The sequence below is a fragment of the Streptomyces durmitorensis genome (assembly GCF_023498005.1).
Lineage (GTDB): Bacteria > Actinomycetota > Actinomycetes > Streptomycetales > Streptomycetaceae > Streptomyces > Streptomyces durmitorensis.
Genome location: NZ_CP097289.1, coordinates 7,582,475 through 7,601,112, shown reverse-complemented (window position 1 = coordinate 7,601,112; position 18,638 = coordinate 7,582,475). Strand labels below are relative to the sequence as shown.

The following is an 18,638-nucleotide window of genomic DNA, read 5'->3' as shown; positions in this document are numbered from 1 at the left end:
CCGCCGCAGCGCCACCGCCGCATAGGAGCCGTGCCATGACCGTGGAGTCCACCAAGACGAGTGCCGCCGAACCGGCGGACGACTATCTGGAGCGGAGAACGCTGCGCAGAGGCAGCGCGGGCTGGCTGCTCCTCACCGGCCTCGGTGTCGCCTACGTCGTCTCCGGCGACTTCTCGGGCTGGAACTTCGGCCTGGCGGAAGGCGGATTCGGCGGTCTGGCGATCGCCATGGCGCTCATGGGCGTGATGTACGCCTGCATGGTGTTCTCGCTGGCGGAACTGTCGTCGGTCCTGCCCACCGCGGGCGGCGGCTACGGCTTCGCGCGCCGGGCGCTCGGCCCCTGGGGCGGCTTCCTGACCGGCACGGCGATCCTCATCGAGTACATCCTGGCGCCCGCGGCGATCTCCATCTTCATCGGCGACTACGTCGAGTCGCTCGGCCTCTTCGGCCTGACCTCCGGCTGGCCGGTCTATCTGGCCTGCTTCGTCGTCTTCATCGGCATCCACCTGTGGGGCGTCGGCGAGGCGCTGCGCTTCAGCTTCGTCGTCACGGGCATCGCGGTGGCGGCGCTGCTCGTCTTCGCGGTCGGCGCGTTCATGGACTTCGACGCGTCGAAGCTGAACGACATCCCCGTGGAGGCGGATGCCTTCGGCTCCAACTCCTGGCTGCCGATGGGGCTGTTGGGCATCTGGGCGGCGTTTCCGTTCGGCATGTGGTTCTTCCTCGGCGTGGAGGGCGTGCCGCTGGCGGCCGAGGAGACCAAGGACCCGGCGCGCACGCTGCCGCGCGCGATCCGCTGGTCGATGGCCATCCTCGTCGTGCTCGCGCTCCTCACGTTCTTCGCCTCGGCCGGGGCGCGCGGCGCGAACGCGATCCAGGACGCGGGCAACCCGCTGGTGGAGGCGCTGCAGCCGGGCGGCGAGGCGACGGCGCTCAGCCGCATCGTCAACTACGCGGGCCTGGCCGGCCTTGTGGCGTCGTTCTTCTCCCTGATCTACGCGGGCTCGCGCCAGCTCTTCGCCCTGTCGAGGGCGGGCTACCTGCCGAGGTTCCTGTCGCTCACGAGCAGCCGCAAGGCCCCGTACCTGGGCCTCCTGGTGCCCGGGGCGATCGGCTTCGGCCTGGCGGCGGCGACCGGGGACGGCGCGCGGATGCTGAACGTGGCGGTGTTCGGCGCGACCATCTCGTACGCGCTGATGTCGCTCTCGCACATCGTGCTGCGCCGCAGGGAGCCGGGGCTTGAGCGGCCCTACCGCACGCCGGGCGGAATGCTGACCTCGTCGGTGGCGCTCGTCCTCGCGTGCTCGGCACTGGTCGCGACGTTCCTGGTGGACGTGACGGCGGCGCTGATCGCGCTCGGGGTATACGTGGTGGCGATCGCGTACTTCGGCATCTACAGCCGCAAGCGGCTCGTGGCGCGGGCACCGGAGGAGGAGTTCGCGGCGCTCGCCGCCGCGGAGGCGGAACTGGAACGCGACTGAGCGTGAGGGACATGAAGGAGACGAGGGTGAGCGAGACCGCCGGCAGGCCGTTGATCGGTGTCAGCACGTATCTGGAGGCGAAGGCGCGCTGGGGCGTGTGGGAGCTGCCCGCGGCGCTGCTGCCCGTCGGCTACCCGCGGCTCGTGCAGGCGGCGGGCGGCATCGCCGCGATGCTTCCGCCGGACGATCCTTCGTACGCCGATGAAGTCGTCGCCAGGCTCGACGGCGTGGTCATCGCGGGTGGGCCCGATGTCGATCCCGCCCGTTACGGCTCGGAGCGTGAGGAGCGCACAGGCCCTCCGGCGCCGGAGCGGGACGCGTGGGAACTGGCGCTGATCGAGGCGGCGTTGGCGTCGGGGACACCGCTGCTCGGCATCTGCCGGGGCATGCAGCTCCTGAACGTGGCGCTGGGGGGCACGCTGGTGCAGCACATGGAGGGACACGTGGAGGCGGTGGGCGTCTTCGGCGCGCACGAGGTGAAGCCGGTGCCGGGCACGCTGTACGAGTCGATCGCGCCGGACACGTGCTCCGTCCCCGCCTACCACCACCAGGCGGTGGACCGCCTCGGCCGGGGCCTGGTGGTGTCGGCGTACGCGGAGGACGGCACGGTGGAGGCGGTGGAACGGCCGTCCGGGAGCTGGGTCCTCGGCGTGCAGTGGCACCCGGAGATGGGTGAGGATCTCCGGGTCATGGCGGCGCTGGTCCGCGTGGCGGGGCCTTCGGCGGGCAGGGGGATCGCCTGAGCCTCAGCGATGTCCGCGCCCCGAAGCTTCGCCCTCCGGCCAGGGGTACTGCACCGCCCACGGACTCCCGCACCCCCTGGCATCCCCTCCGGCAGGGCCTCTCCCTCCCACCCACCCGACTGCCCCGCAGGGTAATCAGGCGGGCAGGAGGGAGAGGCCACCGAACGCGGGAAAGGGGGAAAGGGGAAAACCCACCCCCACTAACCCGCCCCCGCCCGAGTCAGCGACAGCAGATCCCGCGCCGGACCGGTGGGACGGTGCCCCGTCGGCCACACAGCCCGCAGGGCCCTGCGCAGCCGGACCCCCTCCAGGGGGATGTTCACCAGGCGCCGGGCCGACAGCTCCTCCCCCACCGCCAGCTCGCTCAGCACCGCGGGCCCCGCCCCGTTCACCGCCGACGCCTTCACCGCGGTGGTGGACGACAGCTCGATCAGCGGGCGGGCCAGACCGCCGAGGGCCGCGTCGAGGACCTGCCGCGTACCCGAACCCTCCTCCCGGAGAATCAGCGGCGTCGCCGCCAACTCCTCTGCCGCCAGCGGCTTTCGGCGCCGCGCCCAGGGGTGGCCGGGCGCCGTGACGACGATCAGGCTGTCGTGGGCGATGACCGCCGAGTCCAGGCCGTTCGGCACCGCGAGCCCTTCGACGAAGCCGAGGTCCGCGTCCCCCGCGAGAAGCCGCTCCGCGACCGCGGTCGAGTTTCCGGCCGTCAACGAAACCGCCGTGTCCGGCCGCTGCGTCCGCAGGGCGATCAGCCAGCCCGGCAGCAGATACTCGGCGATCGTCATGCTCGCCGCGACCCGCAGCCGCGAGTCCCGCCGGTCCCGCAGCGCCTGCGCGCCCGCGTCGAACGCCTCCGCCGCCTCCACGATCCGCCGCGCCCAGTCCGTGACGAGCGCCCCCGCGTCGGTGAGCTGCGAGCCGCGCGGCGACCGGTCGACCAGCGCGACCCCGAGCTGCCGCTCCATCGACCGGATGCGGCTGCTCGCGGCGGGCTGCGTGATGCCCAGCTCCTTCGCGGCCCGCCCCAGGCTGCCGAGCCGTGCCACAGCGAGCAGCAGTTCGAGCGCCCCGAGGTCCGGCACGCGATGCGCGAGCGGTGCCCCCGGCGGCGTGCCGGACGCGGCGGCGGAACCAGAAGACGTACCCATAAGCCCAGGTTATGCCCTCATACGAAGGTGCCTCCTGGTGGGGGGCCCGCCGAACGGCGACCGTGGAGTCATGGTCATCGTCGCCCACCAGCAGGCATCCTCAAGCACCGGCATCCCCCGTCTCCCCCGCATCACCCTCGCCACCCGTCACCTCGGCCCGAACTGGTACGCCACCGTCATGGGCACGGCGATCATCGGCGGCGCGGGCGCGACCCTGCCGGTTCACATCCCCGGCCTGCGGACCGCCTGCACCGCGGTCTGGGCGCTCTCCCTGCTGATGCTGGCGGCGCTCGTCACCGCCCGGACCCTGCACTGGATCCACCACCGCGACCAGGCCCGCGCCCACCTCCTCGACCCTGCCGTCGCCCCCTTCTACGGCTGTCTCTCCATGGCCCTGCTCGCGGTCGGCGGCGGCGCCCTCCTCGTGGGCGAGGACTGGATCGGGACGAGCGCGGCGGTCGCGCTGGACGCCGTGCTCTTCGTCTCCGGCACGGCCATCGGCCTAGCGGCGGCCGTCGCGATCCCGTACCTGATGGTGGTCAAGCACCGCATGGAGCCGGGTCAGGCATCGCCCGTCTGGCTGCTGCCCCTGGTGGCGCCCATGGTGTCCGCCGCCCTCGGCCCCCTCCTCGTGCCCCACCTCCCTGCGGGCCAGGCGCAGGAGACACTCCTCTTCGCCTGCTTCGCGATGTTCGGTCTGAGCCTGCTCGCGACCCTGGTGATGCTGCCGATGATCTTCGCCCGCCTGCTGACCGGCGGCCCCTTCCCCCTCGCGCTCACCCCGACGCTCTTCCTCGTCCTCGGCCCCCTTGGCCAGTCGACGACAGCGGTGAACAAGTTCGCCGACACCGCCGCGACAGGCGTCGTCCCCGCCCCCTACGACCAGGGCTTCGCCGTCTTCGCCGTGCTCTACGGCGTCCCGGTGATGGGCTTCGCCCTGCTGTGGCTCGCGCTCGCGGGCGCGATGGTGCTGCGGGCCCGCCGCAAGGGCATGGGCTTCGCGATGACCTGGTGGGCGTTCACGTTCCCCGTCGGCACGTGCGTCACCGGCGCCGAGGGCCTGGGCAAGCACACGGGCCTCGCGGTCTACGACTGGCTGGCACTCGCCCTGTACGCCCTCCTGGTGGCGGCCTGGGCGGTGGCGCTCACGCAGACACTGCGCGGCGTGCTCGACGGCAGGCTGCTCGCAGCGCCTCCGCAGAAGTGACCGCAGCCGCTGGCTACCGCTTGACGCGTCCGCGGACGGCGAGGACGGCGAGGCCGAGCAGAACAGGTTCGAAGAGGCGGGAAGCCATCTCGGTATAGGTGCCGCTCGTGGTCAGGTCCTGTCCTGAGGAGCGGAAGATCACCGAGTTCACGACCACCCGCAAGCCGCTCTCGAACCGCTCGGTCGAGACACGCTCGTGCAGGGGGCCAACGGGGTTGGACGGCTCGGGGACGTCGGTGGCCGGCCGGGTGTCCTGGCCCGTCGCTCTCCCGGTCGACTCCGACTTCGGATCACTGGCCGGCAGGCCCCACAACATCATCGCAAGGACGGTGCTCGACATCGCAAGGAGCAGCCAGACCAGGGCGCGGGTCGCACGCAGGCCATAGCCGGAAACGGCCCAGTAGGCGGTGAGCAGACCGCGCTCGGCACGCGGAGTCTCCGGCGTGCAGCGACGCATCTCCATCTCGCCGTAGTAGAAGTCGGCGGCACCGGGCTCGTTCTTGCTGTCTTCGAACGACTTGCGCAATTGCCGGTACACCGGCGCCAGTGACACCGGTTCGACATCACCCGAGCCGAGCACGGCCACGTTCCAACCGCGGACCGCCGAGGCCTGACTGGCGCGCCAGTGGTGTTCCTCGGCCAGGGTGCGCCGCTCGGTGAAGCGAACCGGGTGCCCACGCCGCCAGTGCGTGCGGCGCGGGACCGTGGCGAAGGAGCAGGCGCCTTCCAGCCGCAGTTGGTCCAGGTGCACGGTCCCGGTCAACAGACAGCGCGACAAGTCGATGTCCGCGAGAACGAGATGCGCCGCGTCCACACCCCGGAGAGAGGCCAGCCGCACACTGGGGGGCTGGTCGCCGGCCAGGGCAGTTTCGTCTATCGGCTCGCCGCTGGTGCGTGTGAAGGGGTCGGACTCCGCAGAGATGCTGAGGGGATATTCGAAGACCGCGTCGGTGAAGTCCACCGTGGCATGACGTAATCGCAAGGCAGCCGTCGACGACCAGCGCGTTCGTCGGCACAGCAGGCGGCGCGTGGCGATCGCGATCGTCACAGGTCCGCTGAACACCGCACCCGAGAGCGTGACCTGCCCCGCGCAGACCAACGGTCCAAGACCCGCCGATCGCTCAAACACAGCAGCTGAGAAATCGGCGTTCCTGCTAAAGGTCGCCGAGTCGAAGACGGCGTCACCCTCGAAGGCCGACGAGCTGAAATAGGCGTCACCCTCGAAGGTGGACGAAGTGAAATGGGCGTCACGCTCGAAGGTCGCCGAGCGGAATTTGACGTAGCCTTCGAAGGTCGCCTCGAAGAAGGCCGCGTCGCCTTCGAAGGTCGCCGATGTGAAATTGGCGATGTGCTCGAAGATCGCCGAGTCGAATCCGGCCCTGCCCGTGAAGATCGCCGAGTCGAACGCGCTCCCACTCGAAAAGGTCGTGGAGAATCCGGCGCTGCCCTCAAAGATCGCCGAGGTGAACTCTGCGTAGCCTGTGAAAGTCGCCGAATCAAAAGAGACATCGTCCTGGAATTTCGCCGAGCGGAACCAGGCGCTTCGCTGGAAGGTCGCCGAGAATCTGGCACTGCCCTTGAAGATCGCCGAGCCGAACGCGGCGTCACTTTCGAAGGTCGCGGAGTCGAATCCGGCCCTGCCCCTGAAGATCGCTGAGCGGAACACGGTGTCGTCGCCCTTGAAAGTCGCCGATTCGAAATCGGCGTAACCCGTGAAGATCACCGATTCGAAATCGGCGCCACCCCCGAAGGTCGTCGAGCGGAACCCGGCGCCGCCCTCGAAGATCGCCGAGCGGAACAGGCCGACGTCCATGAACATGACCGACTCGAAGACGGCAGCGCCGGTGAAGATCGCTGACACGAAGATGGCACGGCCGAAACGAGGCTGGCCGGTCTCGGGGTCACGTACGGCATCCAGCAAGGAGGCGAGGAGAGGATCATCGAGCGTGGTGCCCCGGTGGTCGACGTCACCGCCGGGGGCAAGAGCAGCGAGGTAGGCGTCACGCTCCATGTCAGCCACGTGAGTGAAGCAACGAGTGTGCGGAGCGAGGGAACGGCCCGTACAGCCGACCGGATCCGTGCCCGTCGCTCCCCGGCCGCAATGCGGCCAGAGCGGCGGTGAAGGTGCCATATCGGAAGGGACACCGGCACACCGCCCCCTGGTTGCGCACCGGCCGGGAGAAGGCCCGGCCGGCAGCTACATCCGTGGGTGTGCTGCTCGCAGCGCAGCCCTGAGAACGGCGGGCGCCTCCGCCAGGGACGGGCCGTACCAGGTGAGGTGGCGGCCGCTGACCAGTGCCGACGGGGCCGTGAACTCCTCGGGGCCGTCCTCGCGGGTGAAGCGGTAAGGCTCGTCGGGCAGGATCATCAAGTCCGCGCCCGCGCCCCGCAGTTCCTCGACCGGGATGCGCGGATAGCGCTCGGCGTGCGTCGCGTACGCGTTGTCGACGCCCAGGCGCCGCAGCAGATCCCCCGCGAACGTGTCGCGGCCAAGGACCATCCACGGGCGCCGCCAGATGGGGATCACCGCCTTCAACCGGGCCTCGGGGGCGGGCAGTTGGCCCCACCCCGACTCGGCCTCGTCCAGCCACGTGGGGCGCCCCGCCCCGCAGGCGGCGAGCACCCGGGCCAGTTCGCGGAAGGCGTCCGGCAGGTCCCGTACCTCCGTCACGAGCACCTCGATCCCCGCCGCCCGCAGCGCCGCGAGGTCGGGGGCGCGGTTCTCCTCCTCGTTGGCGATCACCAGGTCCGGGGCGAGGCCGATGATCCGGCGCACGTCAGGATTCTTCGTGCCGCCGACGCGGACGACGTCCAGGTCCTCCGGATGGCTGCACCACTCCGTGGCACCCACCAGCGCTCCCGGCGCGCCGGCCGCGACCGCCTCGGTCAGCGAGGGCACCAGCGAGACCACCCGTACTCCGGTCACCGTGAGATCCCCTCAGCGCCGCGAGCCGTCCAGGGCCTCGATGTGATCGCCGACGGCCACGACGAGCACCTGGCTGTCCGGCACGGTCGCCCGCCACCGGTGGCGCACCCCGCCGGTCAGGTAGAGGCTGTCGCCGCGCCCGAGGCGATAGGCCCTGCCCTCCGCCTCGACCTCGACGGCGCCGCCCACCACGTACATCAACTCGTCGTTGCGGTGCTGGAACTCGCGGCCCTCGTCGTGGTCGCCGGTGAACTCGACGGCGTGCAGCTGGTGGTGACCGCGCACCAGATTGCGCACCCGGGCGTCCGGGGCCGAATTCTCGACGTCCCCTTCGTCGGATCGCATCAGGTCGACCGTGCATGCGGGGTCCGCGGCGGCCAGCAGTTCGACGTCGGTCGTCAGGAGGGCGTCGGCGACCCGCTGCAGGGAACGCCTGCTGGGCCGCGCCCGCTCGTTCTCGACCTGGCTCAGGAAGGGCACCGAGAGGCCGCTGCGCTCGGCCACCACGGCGAGGGTGAGCTCCAGCTGCCGGCGGCGGCGCCGCACGGCCGAGCCCACCCGGAGGGTTTCCTTCTGCTCGTCCATCGCCTCGGCTCCCTTCTGCGCGTCGGTCCACTCTCAACCCTGTTGGGTTTTCTGCACCCTACGCATGTTCGCCAAACGGTTTCGCCCCGTTGCGAGGACCGCCACCTACAGCTTGCGCCAGTAGACAAGCTGACCCGCCTCCCCGGGAGCCGCTCCCTCCCCCGGTATGAACAGGCTGACCAGCAGAGCAGGCCTGCCTTGCGGATCGGTGAGGAGGGTCGCCGACGGATTGGCGAAGGCGCGGCTTCCGCCATGGGTGGAGATGGCCAGGCGGTCGGCCCGGCCGCTCGCCGGGTCGTACGCGTAGGTCTGCCAGCTCGCGAAGTCGCCCTTGCGCCGCTGCCCCTCGACGAAGAGCATCCGCTGTCCGTCGAGCTCGACGGGCGCCCGGTCCCCGAGGTTCCCGCCGTTTCCCCAGGCCTGGAGCGCCCGGTCGAGCCGCCGGTCGGGCGCCGCGTGCCAGGCGCGGAACCCGGTGAGGGTGGCGCGCAGCTGGCGGTCGGTGTCGCAATCCGCGCGGTAGTGGCCGGTGAGCTCGATCGTGTCCCCGCGTACGGCGGTGATGCCGGGGGTGCCCTCGGCGCACCGCGAGAGGGTGCGCGGTGCGTCGTAGGCGCGCGCCGCGCGGCCCTGGAGCAGCGCGGCCTCGTCGGCGTACCCGCGCACGGCGATGTGGTTCCTCGGGTCCTTCTCGTACGCGAGGACGTACCCGCCGCGCCCGTCGTCGGCGAGTGACGCCTGGTGGGTGCCGGGGCCGAAGTCGTGGCGGCGGTGCCAGTGCCGCAGATCGGTGGAGGTGGCGACGGCGGCATGGAAGCGGCCGTCGTCCAGGAGGGTGTGGTAGACGGCCAGATAGGTGCCGTCGGGGCTCTGCGCGATCTGCGCGGCGTCCATGGTGCGGCCGGTGTGGTCCCGCGCGTCGTAGCGGTGTCCTTCGGCCGCGGTCACGTCCTCGGCGAGGGCGGCGAGCCGGGCGGTGCCCGCGGAGGCGGGTGCGGGGCTCGCGTTGGCCAGGTGCGCCAGGAGCAGCGCGGCGACGAGGGCCAGGGCCACGGTGAGGACGAGGCGGGGCGTCTTGCGGACGTTCGCAGGGGGCAGGGCGGGCGCAGGGGGCACGGCTGACACAGGGGACACGTAGGGGCACTTACGTTCGAGCAGCGGGGAGGCTGCCCAGCCTAGGGAGCGGGGGTGCCCCCGGGAACGCCCCGAGGGGTGGGCTTCGCCACAAGGACGACGCCCACCCCTCGGGGTGTTGTGGTGAATCCGCGATTCAGCGGTGAAGAGGAAGAACTAGGACTGCGGAGTCATCTTCTGCTCGAAGCCCGGGTTCTTCTTCAGCCACGAGTCGACGGCCTTGGGCTCATTGCCCTTGCCCGCCTTGTTGATCTCGTTCTCCAGGCTGGCCAGTTCCTTCTCGCTCATCTTGAAGTTCTTGAGCCACTTCGTGAGCTGCGGGTACTGCTTCGGGAACTCCTTGCTGGAGATCGTCCGAATCGTGTCGCCCTTGCCGAAGCCGACCTTGGGGTCCTTCAGCTTGGTGAGCTTGTACTCGTTGTACGCCCAGTGCGGCGACCAGAGCAGGACCGCGACCGGCTCCTTCTTGGCGTACGCCGACTTCAGCTCGGAGAGCATCGCGGGCGTCGAACCGGAGACGATCTTGTACTCCTTGTCCAGGCCGTAGCCGGGGAGCACCTTGTCCTTGAGCGCCGTCATCACGCCCGTGCCGGGCTCGATGCCGATGATCTTGCCCTTGAACTTGTCGCCCTTGCCCTTGAGGTCCTCGAGTGACTTCACGTCCTTCACGTAGGACGGGACGGCGATCTCCAGCGACGTCGGGCTGTACCAGGAGCCCAGGTCCTTGAGGTTCGCCTTGTTCTTGTCCCAGTACTGCTTCTGGGCCGTGGGCAGCCACGCGTCGAGATCCAGGTCGAGGTCGCCCTGCGCGAGAGCGGTGTAGACCGGGCCGACGTCGGACGGCGTCAGCTTCATCTTGTAGCCGCGCTTCTCCAGGACACGCTTCCAGAGATTGGTGACGGCGATGTTCTCGTCCCACGCGAAGTACGCGGCGTTCAGCGGACGCTTCGCCTCGGCGGGGGTGGAGTTCTTCGGCAGCGGGGCCAGCTTGTCGACGACGCCCGGGTTCTTCTTCAGCCAGGCCTTGACGGCTTCCTGCTGCTTGCCCTTGCCCGCCTTGTTGATCTCCGCCTCAAGACTCGTGAGCTGCTTCTCGCTCATCTTGAAGTCCTTCAGCCACTTGGCGACCTGCGGGTTCTCCTTCGAGAAGCCCTTGCGCGCCAGCGTGTGCACGCCGTCGCCCTTGCCCCAGGAGCCCTTCGGGTCCTTGAGCTTCTTCAGGTCGAAGTCGCTGTAGGCCCAGTGCGGCGACCAGAGCGTGGTGACGATCGGTTCCTTCTTGGCGTACGCGCGCTTCAGCTCGGCCAGCATCGCCGGGGTCGAGCCGTCGACGACCTTGTACTCCTTGTCGAGGCCGTACTCCTTGAGGACCTTGTCCTTGAGCAGGCCCATCATTCCGGCGCTCGGCTCGATGCCGACGATCTTGCCCTTGAACGTGCCGCTCTTGCCCTTGAGGTCCTCGAGCGAGTCGACGCCCTTGACGTACGAGGGCACGGAGAGCTCGAGCGAGGTCGGGCCGAACCACGAGCCCATGTCCTCGAGATCCTTGCCGTACTTCTTCCAGTACGAGGCGTGCGTCGTCGGCAGCCAGGAGTCGGTCTGGAAGTCGATGCTGCCCTGCGAGAGCGAGGTGTAGAGCGGGCCCGCCTCGAGCTGCTTGGTCTGCGGCTTGAAGCCGCGCTGCTCCAGGATTTCCTTCCAGAGGAAGGTGGAGGCCACGCCCTCGTCCCAGGGGATGTAGCCGATGTTGATTTCCTTGCCCTGGCCGACGTTCTTCCCGTCGGTGGCTGAGTTCTCGGCGTTCTCGGACTTCGAACCGCCGAAGGCGCCCATGCCGCCCGCGACGAGCGCGAGCACGACCACGCCGACGACCGCGACAGCGGCCTGCGGGCGGTAGTTCCAGATGTTCAGGCCCTGCGCGGCCCGCAGCTTCGCGACGGCGCGGCGGCCGAGCGGGGAGACCTGGGTGCCAAGGGAGCTGGTCATCCGGTCCAGGTAGATCGCCAGGATGACGATGGCGACGCCCGCCTCGGAGCCGAGGCCCACGTTCAGCTGGCCGATGGCCTCGTTGACGTCGGCGCCCAGGCCCTCGGTGCCGACCATGCCCGCGATGGCGGCCATGGACAGGCCCAGCATGATGACCTGGTTGACACCGGCCATGATCGTGGGGAGCGCGAGGGGCAGCTGGACGCGCAGCAGGATGTTGCGCGGCGTGGTGCCGAACGCGTCAGCGGCCTCGACCAGTTCCTTGTCGACCTGGCGGATGCCCAGCTCCGTCATACGGACGCCGGGGGCCAGGGCGAAGATCAGGGTGGCGACGATGCCCGCCGGGGCGCCCATCCCGAAGAAGAGAATGGCGGGGATGAGGTAGATCATCGCCGGCAGCGTCTGCATGAAGTCGAGCACCGGGCGGACGATGCCGCTCACCGTGCTCGACCGCGCCGCCCAGATGCCCACGGGCACGGAGATGACCAGCGCGATGATCGTCGAGACGAGCACCAGGGCCAGCGTCATCATCGCGTGGTCCCACAGTTCCAGCGAGACGATGAACGCGAAGCCCGCGAAGGTCAGCACACCGGCGACCACACCGCGCAGCCAGAAAGCGATCACGGCGAAGATGCCCGCGAGTATCAGCGGCTCGGGCGCCTGGAGCACGTCGGCTATGCCGTCGTAGGCGCCCTGGAAGACGGTCTTGAAGAAGTCGAACAGCCAGGCCATGTGGCTGAGCAGCCAGTCGACGCTGTCGTTGACCCACTCGCCGAAGGGAATCCTAGGCACCGCTGACCACCTTGCCCACAGCCTGTCCGCCGTTGTCCTGCGTGTTGTCCCGCGTCTTGTCGAGCGGGACGGCGGTGTCCTGCGGCTCGTTCTCGGGGGTCATCGGCTCGCCGAGCACCGCGAGCAGTCGCGCCCTCGGCACGACGCCGATGAGCTTGCCCTCGTCGTCGGTCACGGCGACGGCCACACCACTGGTGGAGCACGGCGTGAACAGGTCGATGATCGGGGTCTCGGCCTTGACCGTGGCGGGGGCCGCGGACAGCACGTCCTGTGCGGTCTTCAGCTCCTTGCCCTCGTCCGTCTTCGTGCCGAACGCGGTCTCGGGCTCGGCCATGATCGCGCCCGCCGTGAGGACACGGGAGCGGTCGACGTCCTGCGTGAACGCGGCGACGTAGTCGTTGGCCGGGGTGACGAGGATGTCCTCGGCGGTGCCGATCTGGACGATCTCGCCGTCACGCATGACGGCGATCTGGTCGCCCAGGCGCATGGCCTCGTTCAGGTCGTGGGTGATGAAGACGATGGTCTTCTTCAGCCGCTTCTGGAGCTCCAGGAGCTGGTCCTGCATGTCGCGGCGGATCAGCGGGTCGAGCGCGCTGAACGACTCGTCCATGAGGAGCAGGTCCGCGTCGGTCGCGAGCGCGCGGGCCAGGCCCACGCGCTGCTGCATACCGCCGGAGAGCTCGTCGGGCCAGGACTTCTCCCAGCCCTTGAGCCCCGCGAGTTCGAGCGCCACCGTGGCGCGCTCCTCGCGCTCGGCGCGCGGCACACCCTGCACCTCGAGGCCGTAGCCGGCGTTCTCGAGGACGCTGCGGTGCGGGAAGAGCGCGAAGTGCTGGAAGACCATGCTGATCTTCTTGGAACGCACCTCGCGCAGCTCACGGGCGCTCAGACCGGTCAGGTCCTGGCCCTCGAAGAGCACCTGTCCGGCCGTCGGTTCCGACAGACCGTTGAGCATGCGCAGCAACGTGGACTTGCCGGATCCGGAGAGACCCATGACGACGAAGATCTGGCCCGGCTCGACCGTGAAGGAAGCATCGATCACCGCGGCAGTGGTGCCCTCGGCGCGCAGCTCCTCTCGGTCGGTTCCGTGGCGGAGTTTCTCCACCGCGTCAGCGGGTCGTCTGCCAAATACCTTGTACAGGTGTTCGGCTTGCAGCCTGGACACATACACCTCTCGGGTTGAACCAAGACGGCCCGCCTCCCCCGCCGGCGGGCCGTGGAGCGACGCGGGTTCTGCCCGCTATTTACCCGGCGAAATAGTTGAATCCTCGACCGGAGGCGCTCCGGCTCGGCGCCTGCCCGCACTTACACAGATCAAACGCAAGAGTGTTCCAGTTCACATTCCGTTCACCTCTGCCGAGCGGAACATGGCGTGATCCGGCCCCTGCCCTGCGGGGCGGAAACCACGCCTTGACGGGGTCGCAGACGGTGCGCTGTCAGTGCCGTGCGGCATGATGCGAAGGTGACTCAGCGAACGCGACGGCTCATGCTGCTCGACACGGCGTCCCTGTACTACCGGGCCTATTTCGGGGTCCCCGATTCCGTGAAGGCCCCGGACGGCACACCGGTCAACGCGGTGCGCGGCCTGCTCGACTTCATCGCCCGGCTCGTCCAGGACCACCGCCCGGACGACCTGGTCGCCTGCATGGACGCGGACTGGCGCCCGCACTGGCGCGTCGAGCTGATCCCTTCGTACAAGGCGCATCGCGTCGCCGAGGAGATCGCGGAGGGCCCGGACGCCGAGGAGACCCCGGACACGCTCTCGCCGCAGGTCCCGATCATCGAGGACGTCCTGGACGCGCTCGGCATCGCCCGCGTGGGCGTGGCGTCGTACGAGGCGGACGACGTGATCGGCACGTACGCCGGCCGCGCCACAGGACCCGTCGACATCGTCACCGGCGACCGCGACCTCTATCAGCTGGTCGACGACGAGCGCGGCATCCGCGTCCTGTACCCCCTCAAGGGCGTCGGCTCCCTCCAGCTCACGGACGAGGCCTGGCTCCGCGAGAAGTACGGAGTGGACGGCTCCGGCTATGTCGACCTGGCCCTGCTGCGCGGCGACCCGAGCGACGGCCTGCCCGGCGTGCCCGGCATTGGCGAGAAGACAGCGGCCAAGCTCCTGGACGCGTACGGAAATCTGGCCGGAATCATGGCCGCCGTGGACGACCCGAAGAGCAAGTTGACGCCTTCTCAGCGCAAGCGGCTCGACGAGTCCCGCGCGTATGTGGCCGTCGCGCCGACGGTGGTCCGCGTCGCGGGCGACGTACCCCTGCCCGACGTGGACCTCGCGCTGCCCGGCGAACCCCGCGATCCCGCGGCCCTGGACGAGCTGGCGGCGCGGTGGAACCTCGGTGGTGCGCTCAAGCGGTTGCTCACGACTCTCGAAGGATGAAGTGTTAGCTTAGGTAAGCCTAAGCAACATTTGATCAGGGGAGGCCGCCGCCATGGCAGAACGTCCGGCACGCAAGGCACCGAAGGCCCACGTCGCGCAGGTGGTGCGCACCGAGCGCCTCACCCCGCACATGCAGCGCGTCGTCCTGGGCGGCGAGGGCCTCGCCGAGTTCACGGTGGGCGACTCCACCGATCACTACGTGAAACTGCTCTTCGGCGCCGAGGGCGTGACGTATCCGGAGCCCTTCGACATCCAGCGGATCCGCGAGGAGTTCCCCCGCGACCAGTGGCCCGTGACGCGTACGTACACGGTGCGCTCCTGGGACCCGCAGACCCGCGAGCTCGCCGTGGACTTCGTCATCCACGGCGACGAGGGCCTCGCGGGCCCGTGGGCCAAGCGCGTCGAGCCGGGCGCCACGGTCCACTTCCTCGGCCCGGGCGGCGGGTACGCCCCGGACGCCGGCGCCGACTGGCATCTGCTCGCCGGTGACGAGAGCGCGCTGCCCGCGATCGCCGCCGCCCTGGAGGCACTGCCCGAGGGCGCCAAGGCGTACGCCTTCGTGGAGATCGCCGACGCGGACGAGGAGCAGAAGATCAGCACGGCCGCGGAGATCGAGTGGCTGCACCGCGGGCAGCGCCCCGTGGGCGAGGCGCTCGTCGAGGCCGTACGCTCCCTCGACTTCCCGGCGGGCGACGTGCAGGCGTTCGTGCACGGCGAGGCCGGTTTCGTGAAGGAGCTGCGCCGGTACCTCCGCGTGGAGCGCGAGGTCCCGCGCGAGCGCCTCTCGATCTCCGGCTACTGGCGCCTCGGCCACAACGAGGACGGCTGGCAGGCGTCGAAGCGGGACTGGAACGCGCAGGTGGAGGCGGAGCAGGAGTCGGCCCCCTCGGCCTGACCGCTGCCGTCGGCTTGAGCATGACGGGTGGCTGCCCTGGTGCGGGACCGTACCCGTCCGCGCGCCGGTGGGGGCTTGTCGCGCAGTTCCCCGCGCCCCTACCGGGGCCCTCCTCGACCGCGGGACGCGCAGACGCGCCCCTTCAGGGGCGCGGGGAACTGCGCGATCAGCCCCCACCAGGCGCGCGGACGAGATGGGCCCAAAACCGGTTTCCCCGGCGGGCGCCCGCTGGCACGATGCCGGGATGCCCTTCATGGTCCCGGACGTCGTCGCAGCGGGCGCCCTCGCCCAGCAGGAACAGCCCGTCATCCCCGTCCCGGGAGGGATGGTCCTGCGCCCCTGGTCGCCCGACGACGCGCCTGCCGTGTACGAGGCGTTCCAGGACCCGGTGATCCAGCGCTGGCACGCGCGCGAGGCCGATTCCGTCGACGAGGCCCGCGGCTGGATCGACGGCTGGCGCAAGGCCTGGTCCGATGAGCGCGACGCGCACTGGGCCATCGCCGACGCCACGACGGACGCGGTGGTGGGCCGGATATCGCTGCGCCTGATCGTGCTCGCCGACGGACAGGCCGAAGTCGCCTACTGGACCATGCCGTCGGCCCGCGGCCGGGGCATCGCCCCGCGCGCCCTCACGGCGCTGACCGACTGGGCCTTCGGTGAACTCGGCCTGCACCGCCTTGAACTCACCCACGCCACGGCCAACGAGGCCTCCTGCCGTGTCGCGCTCAAGACCGGCTTCGCGCCGGAGGGCACCAAGCGCAGCGCGGTGCTGCACACGGACGGCTGGCACGACATGCATCTGCACGCCCGCGTCCAAGAGGGCTGAGGGCTCCTGACCTGGCGAAGCGCCCCCCGCCAGGCCCCGTACTCTTGCCGGTTGTGACCCGTAAGCCCCGCATCCCGCCCTCTCCCCTGCCGCAGCGGCGCGGCGTCGACCCCATGCGGGTCAAGCTGCCCGCGGGCGGAGCGTGGACGACCGTACGGGATCATCTCGTCGAGCGGCTCAGGGCCGGACCCGGAGTGATCGACGGGATGCTGCGGGACGGGCTGATCGTCGGCGTGGACGGGCTTCCCGTGGCTCCGGACGCTCCTTATGTGCCCGGCGCCTTCGTGTGGTTCCACCGGGATCTGCCGGACGAGGTCCCGGTGCCGTACGGCATCGACGTGGTGTACCGCGACGAGCACATCGTCGTCGCCGACAAGCCCCACTTCCTGGCGACCACACCCCGCGGCAGCCACGTCACCGAGACGGCGCTCGCCCGCCTCCGCCGTGACCTCGACATCCCCGCGCTCGGCGCCGCGCACCGCCTCGACCGGCTCACCTCGGGGCTCATCCTCTTCACCGTGCGGCCCGAGGAACGCGGCGCGTACCAGATGCTGTTCGGCGAGCGGCGGGTGCGCAAGGAGTACGAGGCGGTGGCCGCCCACGATCCCGGGGTCGAGCTCCCCCGCACCGTGCGCAGCCACATCGTCAAGGAACGCGGCATCATCGCCGCGTACGAAGTCCCCGGCGCCGAGCCCAACAGCGAGAGCCGCATCGAACTCGCCGCGCGGAACGGCCCGTTGGCGCGCTACCGGCTCACCCCGCACACCGGCCGCACCCACCAGCTGCGCGTGCACATGAACGCCCTGGGCCTGCCGATCCTCGGCGATCCTGTCTACCCGCTCGTGCGGGGGCCCGTGCCGCCGGACGACTTCCGGCGGCCCCTTCAACTCCTGTCGCGCGTACTGGAGTTCACGGACCCCGTCACGGGCACCGACCACCGCTTCGTCAGCGCCCGCGAGTTGGGCGCCTGGACGTCGTACGACAGCTGGGCGGGCCCGTCAGCGGGCGATCAGTAACCCCGCCACCAGGTCACCAGCCTGCGCCACACTCCCTGCCGCGGCACGGAAGCGGCCACCGGCGCGGAGTCCGGCGCGGGCGGCGGCGGAGCGGGCTGCGCCGCCGGCTGGGGCGCGGGCGTCGCGGGATACGCGGGCCGCTGCGCGGGCGACGACACCGACCAGTCGTTGCGCGCACCCGGCACCCGCGCCATGGGCCGCGCCATCACGTCCTGCGGAGGCCGCGGCGCGAACTGCACGGGGAGCTCCACCAGATGCCTGGAGAGGATCGACGAGTTCCACCTCAACTCGTGTTCCTCGACGGAGAGTTCCACGTCCGGGAAGCGCATGAGCAGCGCGTCCACACCCGTGTCGGCGATGGCGCGCCCGATGTCCTGCCCCGGACACTCGTGCGGCCCGCCGCTGAACGCCAGATGGGAGCGGTTGCCCTGCATGCTGGCGGCCAGATCCGGGCGTACGACGGGATCCACGTTGCCCGGCGCGATGCCGAGGATCAGACCGTCGCCCGCCTTGATCTGCTGGCCGCCGAGCTGCGTGTCCTGCTTGGCGAAGTAGCCGATCATGGCGCTGAACGGGGGCTCGTCCCACAGGGACTGCTCGACCGCCTCGGGGACCGTCATCTGGCCGCCGCTGAGCTGGGCGCGGAAGCGCGGGTCGGTGAGGACCATGCGCAGGGCGTTGGCGATGAGGTTGGCCGTGGCTTCGTAGGATGCGATGAGCACGAGCCGCAGGTGCGCGGCGACCTCGTCGTCGGTGAGCTGCGCGGGCTGGGCGATGAGGTTGCTGGTGAAGTCCTCCTCCGCCTTCGCCCTGCGCCGCGCCACCAGGCGCATCAGCGCGTCCATGATGTACGCGTTGCTGGCGATGGCGGTCTCGGTGCCCCGGATCATGTCACGGGCGGCCTGCACCATCCGCTCGTTGTACTCCTCGGGCATGCCGATGACATGGCACATCACCATCATCGGCAGATGCTCGGCGAACTGGCTCACGACGTCCGCGCGCCCGGCCTGGCAGATGTCGTTGAGCAGGAGGTTGCTGTAGCGGTTGATGTAGCGGCGGATGCCGCGGTGGTCGAGGAGCGCCATGGCGCCGGTGACCGCGCCGCGCAGCCGCTGGTGCTCGTCACCCTCGACCATGCTGGCCATCGGCTGGAAGGTGACGACGGGGGCCAGCGGGTTGTCGGGGCCCATGGAGCCGTCGATGATGGCCCGCCACTGGCGCGGGTCGCGGGTGTACTGCGAGGGGGTGCGGACCATGTGGAGGTTCTCGCTGTGGCCGAGGACCGCCCAGATGGGTACGTCGTTGTGCAGCAGGGCCGGGGCCACCGCGCCGTGTTCGGCGCGCAGCTTCTCGTAGACGCCCGCGAGGTCGGTGTCCGCCTCGGGACCGTAAAGACGGCGCAGGCCGCCGGGGCCCAGGCCGTGCGCGGGACAGCCGGGCGGTGGCATGGCCGGGTCGTCCATGCCGGGGTGGGAGTGGGAAGGGGTCGTCACGTTCGTCGCTCCGG

The 18,638-nt window shown here is 70.3% G+C and carries 15 protein-coding genes; 7 read left to right on the top strand and 8 right to left on the bottom strand.

Annotation, left to right across the window (positions count from 1 at the left end; genetic code table 11):
• Positions 1–35: 35 nt before the first annotated feature.
• A complete protein-coding gene (gene eat / locus M4V62_RS33960) occupies positions 36–1,481 on the top strand; it encodes an ethanolamine permease (protein WP_249591014.1) in 1,446 nt (481 codons plus the stop codon).
• Between the two features lie 26 nt (positions 1,482–1,507).
• Positions 1,508–2,224: a gamma-glutamyl-gamma-aminobutyrate hydrolase family protein gene (locus tag M4V62_RS33955; protein WP_249591013.1), complete on the top strand. Its 717-nt coding sequence runs from the start codon at positions 1,508–1,510 to the stop codon at positions 2,222–2,224.
• Positions 2,225–2,424: 200 nt separating this feature from the next.
• Here the strand turns inward: M4V62_RS33955 and M4V62_RS33950 are convergent, their stop codons facing one another.
• Complete coding sequence (locus M4V62_RS33950) at positions 2,425–3,372, bottom strand: LysR family transcriptional regulator (RefSeq protein WP_249591012.1); 948 nt, start codon at positions 3,370–3,372, stop codon at positions 2,425–2,427.
• 70 nt (positions 3,373–3,442) lie between these two features.
• Between M4V62_RS33950 and M4V62_RS33945 the strand changes: the two genes are divergently transcribed.
• Positions 3,443–4,579 (top strand): TDT family transporter, encoded by a 1,137-nt coding sequence (locus M4V62_RS33945; protein ID WP_283779123.1) that lies wholly within the window; start codon positions 3,443–3,445, stop codon positions 4,577–4,579.
• A gap of 13 nt (positions 4,580–4,592) precedes the next feature.
• On the opposite strand, the gene M4V62_RS33940 is transcribed toward M4V62_RS33945, so the two are convergent.
• The 6 genes from M4V62_RS33940 to M4V62_RS33915 all read right to left on the bottom strand — a co-directional run bounded on the left by M4V62_RS33940 (position 4,593) and on the right by M4V62_RS33915 (position 13,167).
• Positions 4,593–6,590, bottom strand: coding sequence for a pentapeptide repeat-containing protein (locus M4V62_RS33940; RefSeq protein ID WP_249593127.1), 1,998 nt, complete (start codon positions 6,588–6,590; stop codon positions 4,593–4,595).
• 186 nt (positions 6,591–6,776) lie between these two features.
• On the bottom strand, positions 6,777–7,505 hold the full coding sequence (locus M4V62_RS33935; RefSeq protein WP_249591011.1) for a helical backbone metal receptor: 729 nt from the start codon (positions 7,503–7,505) through the stop codon (positions 6,777–6,779).
• A 12-nt stretch (positions 7,506–7,517) separates the two neighbouring features.
• On the bottom strand, positions 7,518–8,090 hold the full coding sequence (locus tag M4V62_RS33930) for a helix-turn-helix domain-containing protein (protein WP_249591010.1): 573 nt from the start codon (positions 8,088–8,090) through the stop codon (positions 7,518–7,520).
• A 105-nt stretch (positions 8,091–8,195) separates the two neighbouring features.
• Positions 8,196–9,215, bottom strand: coding sequence for a hypothetical protein (locus tag M4V62_RS33925; protein WP_249591009.1), 1,020 nt, complete (start codon positions 9,213–9,215; stop codon positions 8,196–8,198).
• Between the two features lie 165 nt (positions 9,216–9,380).
• On the bottom strand, positions 9,381–12,002 hold the full coding sequence (locus M4V62_RS33920; protein ID WP_249591008.1) for an ABC transporter permease/substrate binding protein: 2,622 nt from the start codon (positions 12,000–12,002) through the stop codon (positions 9,381–9,383).
• Positions 11,995–13,167: a quaternary amine ABC transporter ATP-binding protein gene (locus tag M4V62_RS33915; RefSeq protein WP_249591007.1), complete on the bottom strand. Its 1,173-nt coding sequence runs from the start codon at positions 13,165–13,167 to the stop codon at positions 11,995–11,997. The genes M4V62_RS33920 and M4V62_RS33915 overlap by 8 nt, the downstream gene beginning before the upstream one ends.
• A gap of 321 nt (positions 13,168–13,488) precedes the next feature.
• Between M4V62_RS33915 and M4V62_RS33910 the strand changes: the two genes are divergently transcribed.
• The 4 genes from M4V62_RS33910 (at position 13,489) to M4V62_RS33895 (ending at position 17,131) form a co-directional block, all read left to right on the top strand.
• Complete coding sequence (locus M4V62_RS33910; RefSeq protein ID WP_249593126.1) at positions 13,489–14,394, top strand: 5'-3' exonuclease; 906 nt, start codon at positions 13,489–13,491, stop codon at positions 14,392–14,394.
• A gap of 52 nt (positions 14,395–14,446) precedes the next feature.
• Entirely contained in the window at positions 14,447–15,289 is an 843-nt protein-coding gene (locus tag M4V62_RS33905; protein WP_249591006.1) for a siderophore-interacting protein, read from the top strand.
• Between the two features lie 244 nt (positions 15,290–15,533).
• Positions 15,534–16,115, top strand: a complete 582-nt coding sequence (locus M4V62_RS33900) for a GNAT family N-acetyltransferase (RefSeq protein WP_249591005.1) — start codon at positions 15,534–15,536, stop codon at positions 16,113–16,115.
• Positions 16,116–16,168: 53 nt separating this feature from the next.
• A complete protein-coding gene (locus M4V62_RS33895) occupies positions 16,169–17,131 on the top strand; it encodes an RluA family pseudouridine synthase (RefSeq protein ID WP_425574956.1) in 963 nt (320 codons plus the stop codon).
• Here M4V62_RS33895 and M4V62_RS33890 read toward each other — a convergent pair.
• Positions 17,125–18,624, bottom strand: coding sequence for a cytochrome P450 (locus tag M4V62_RS33890; protein WP_425574957.1), 1,500 nt, complete (start codon positions 18,622–18,624; stop codon positions 17,125–17,127). The two genes, M4V62_RS33895 and M4V62_RS33890, sit on opposite strands and share 7 nt — an antisense overlap.
• Between the last annotated feature and the right edge of the window lie 14 nt (positions 18,625–18,638).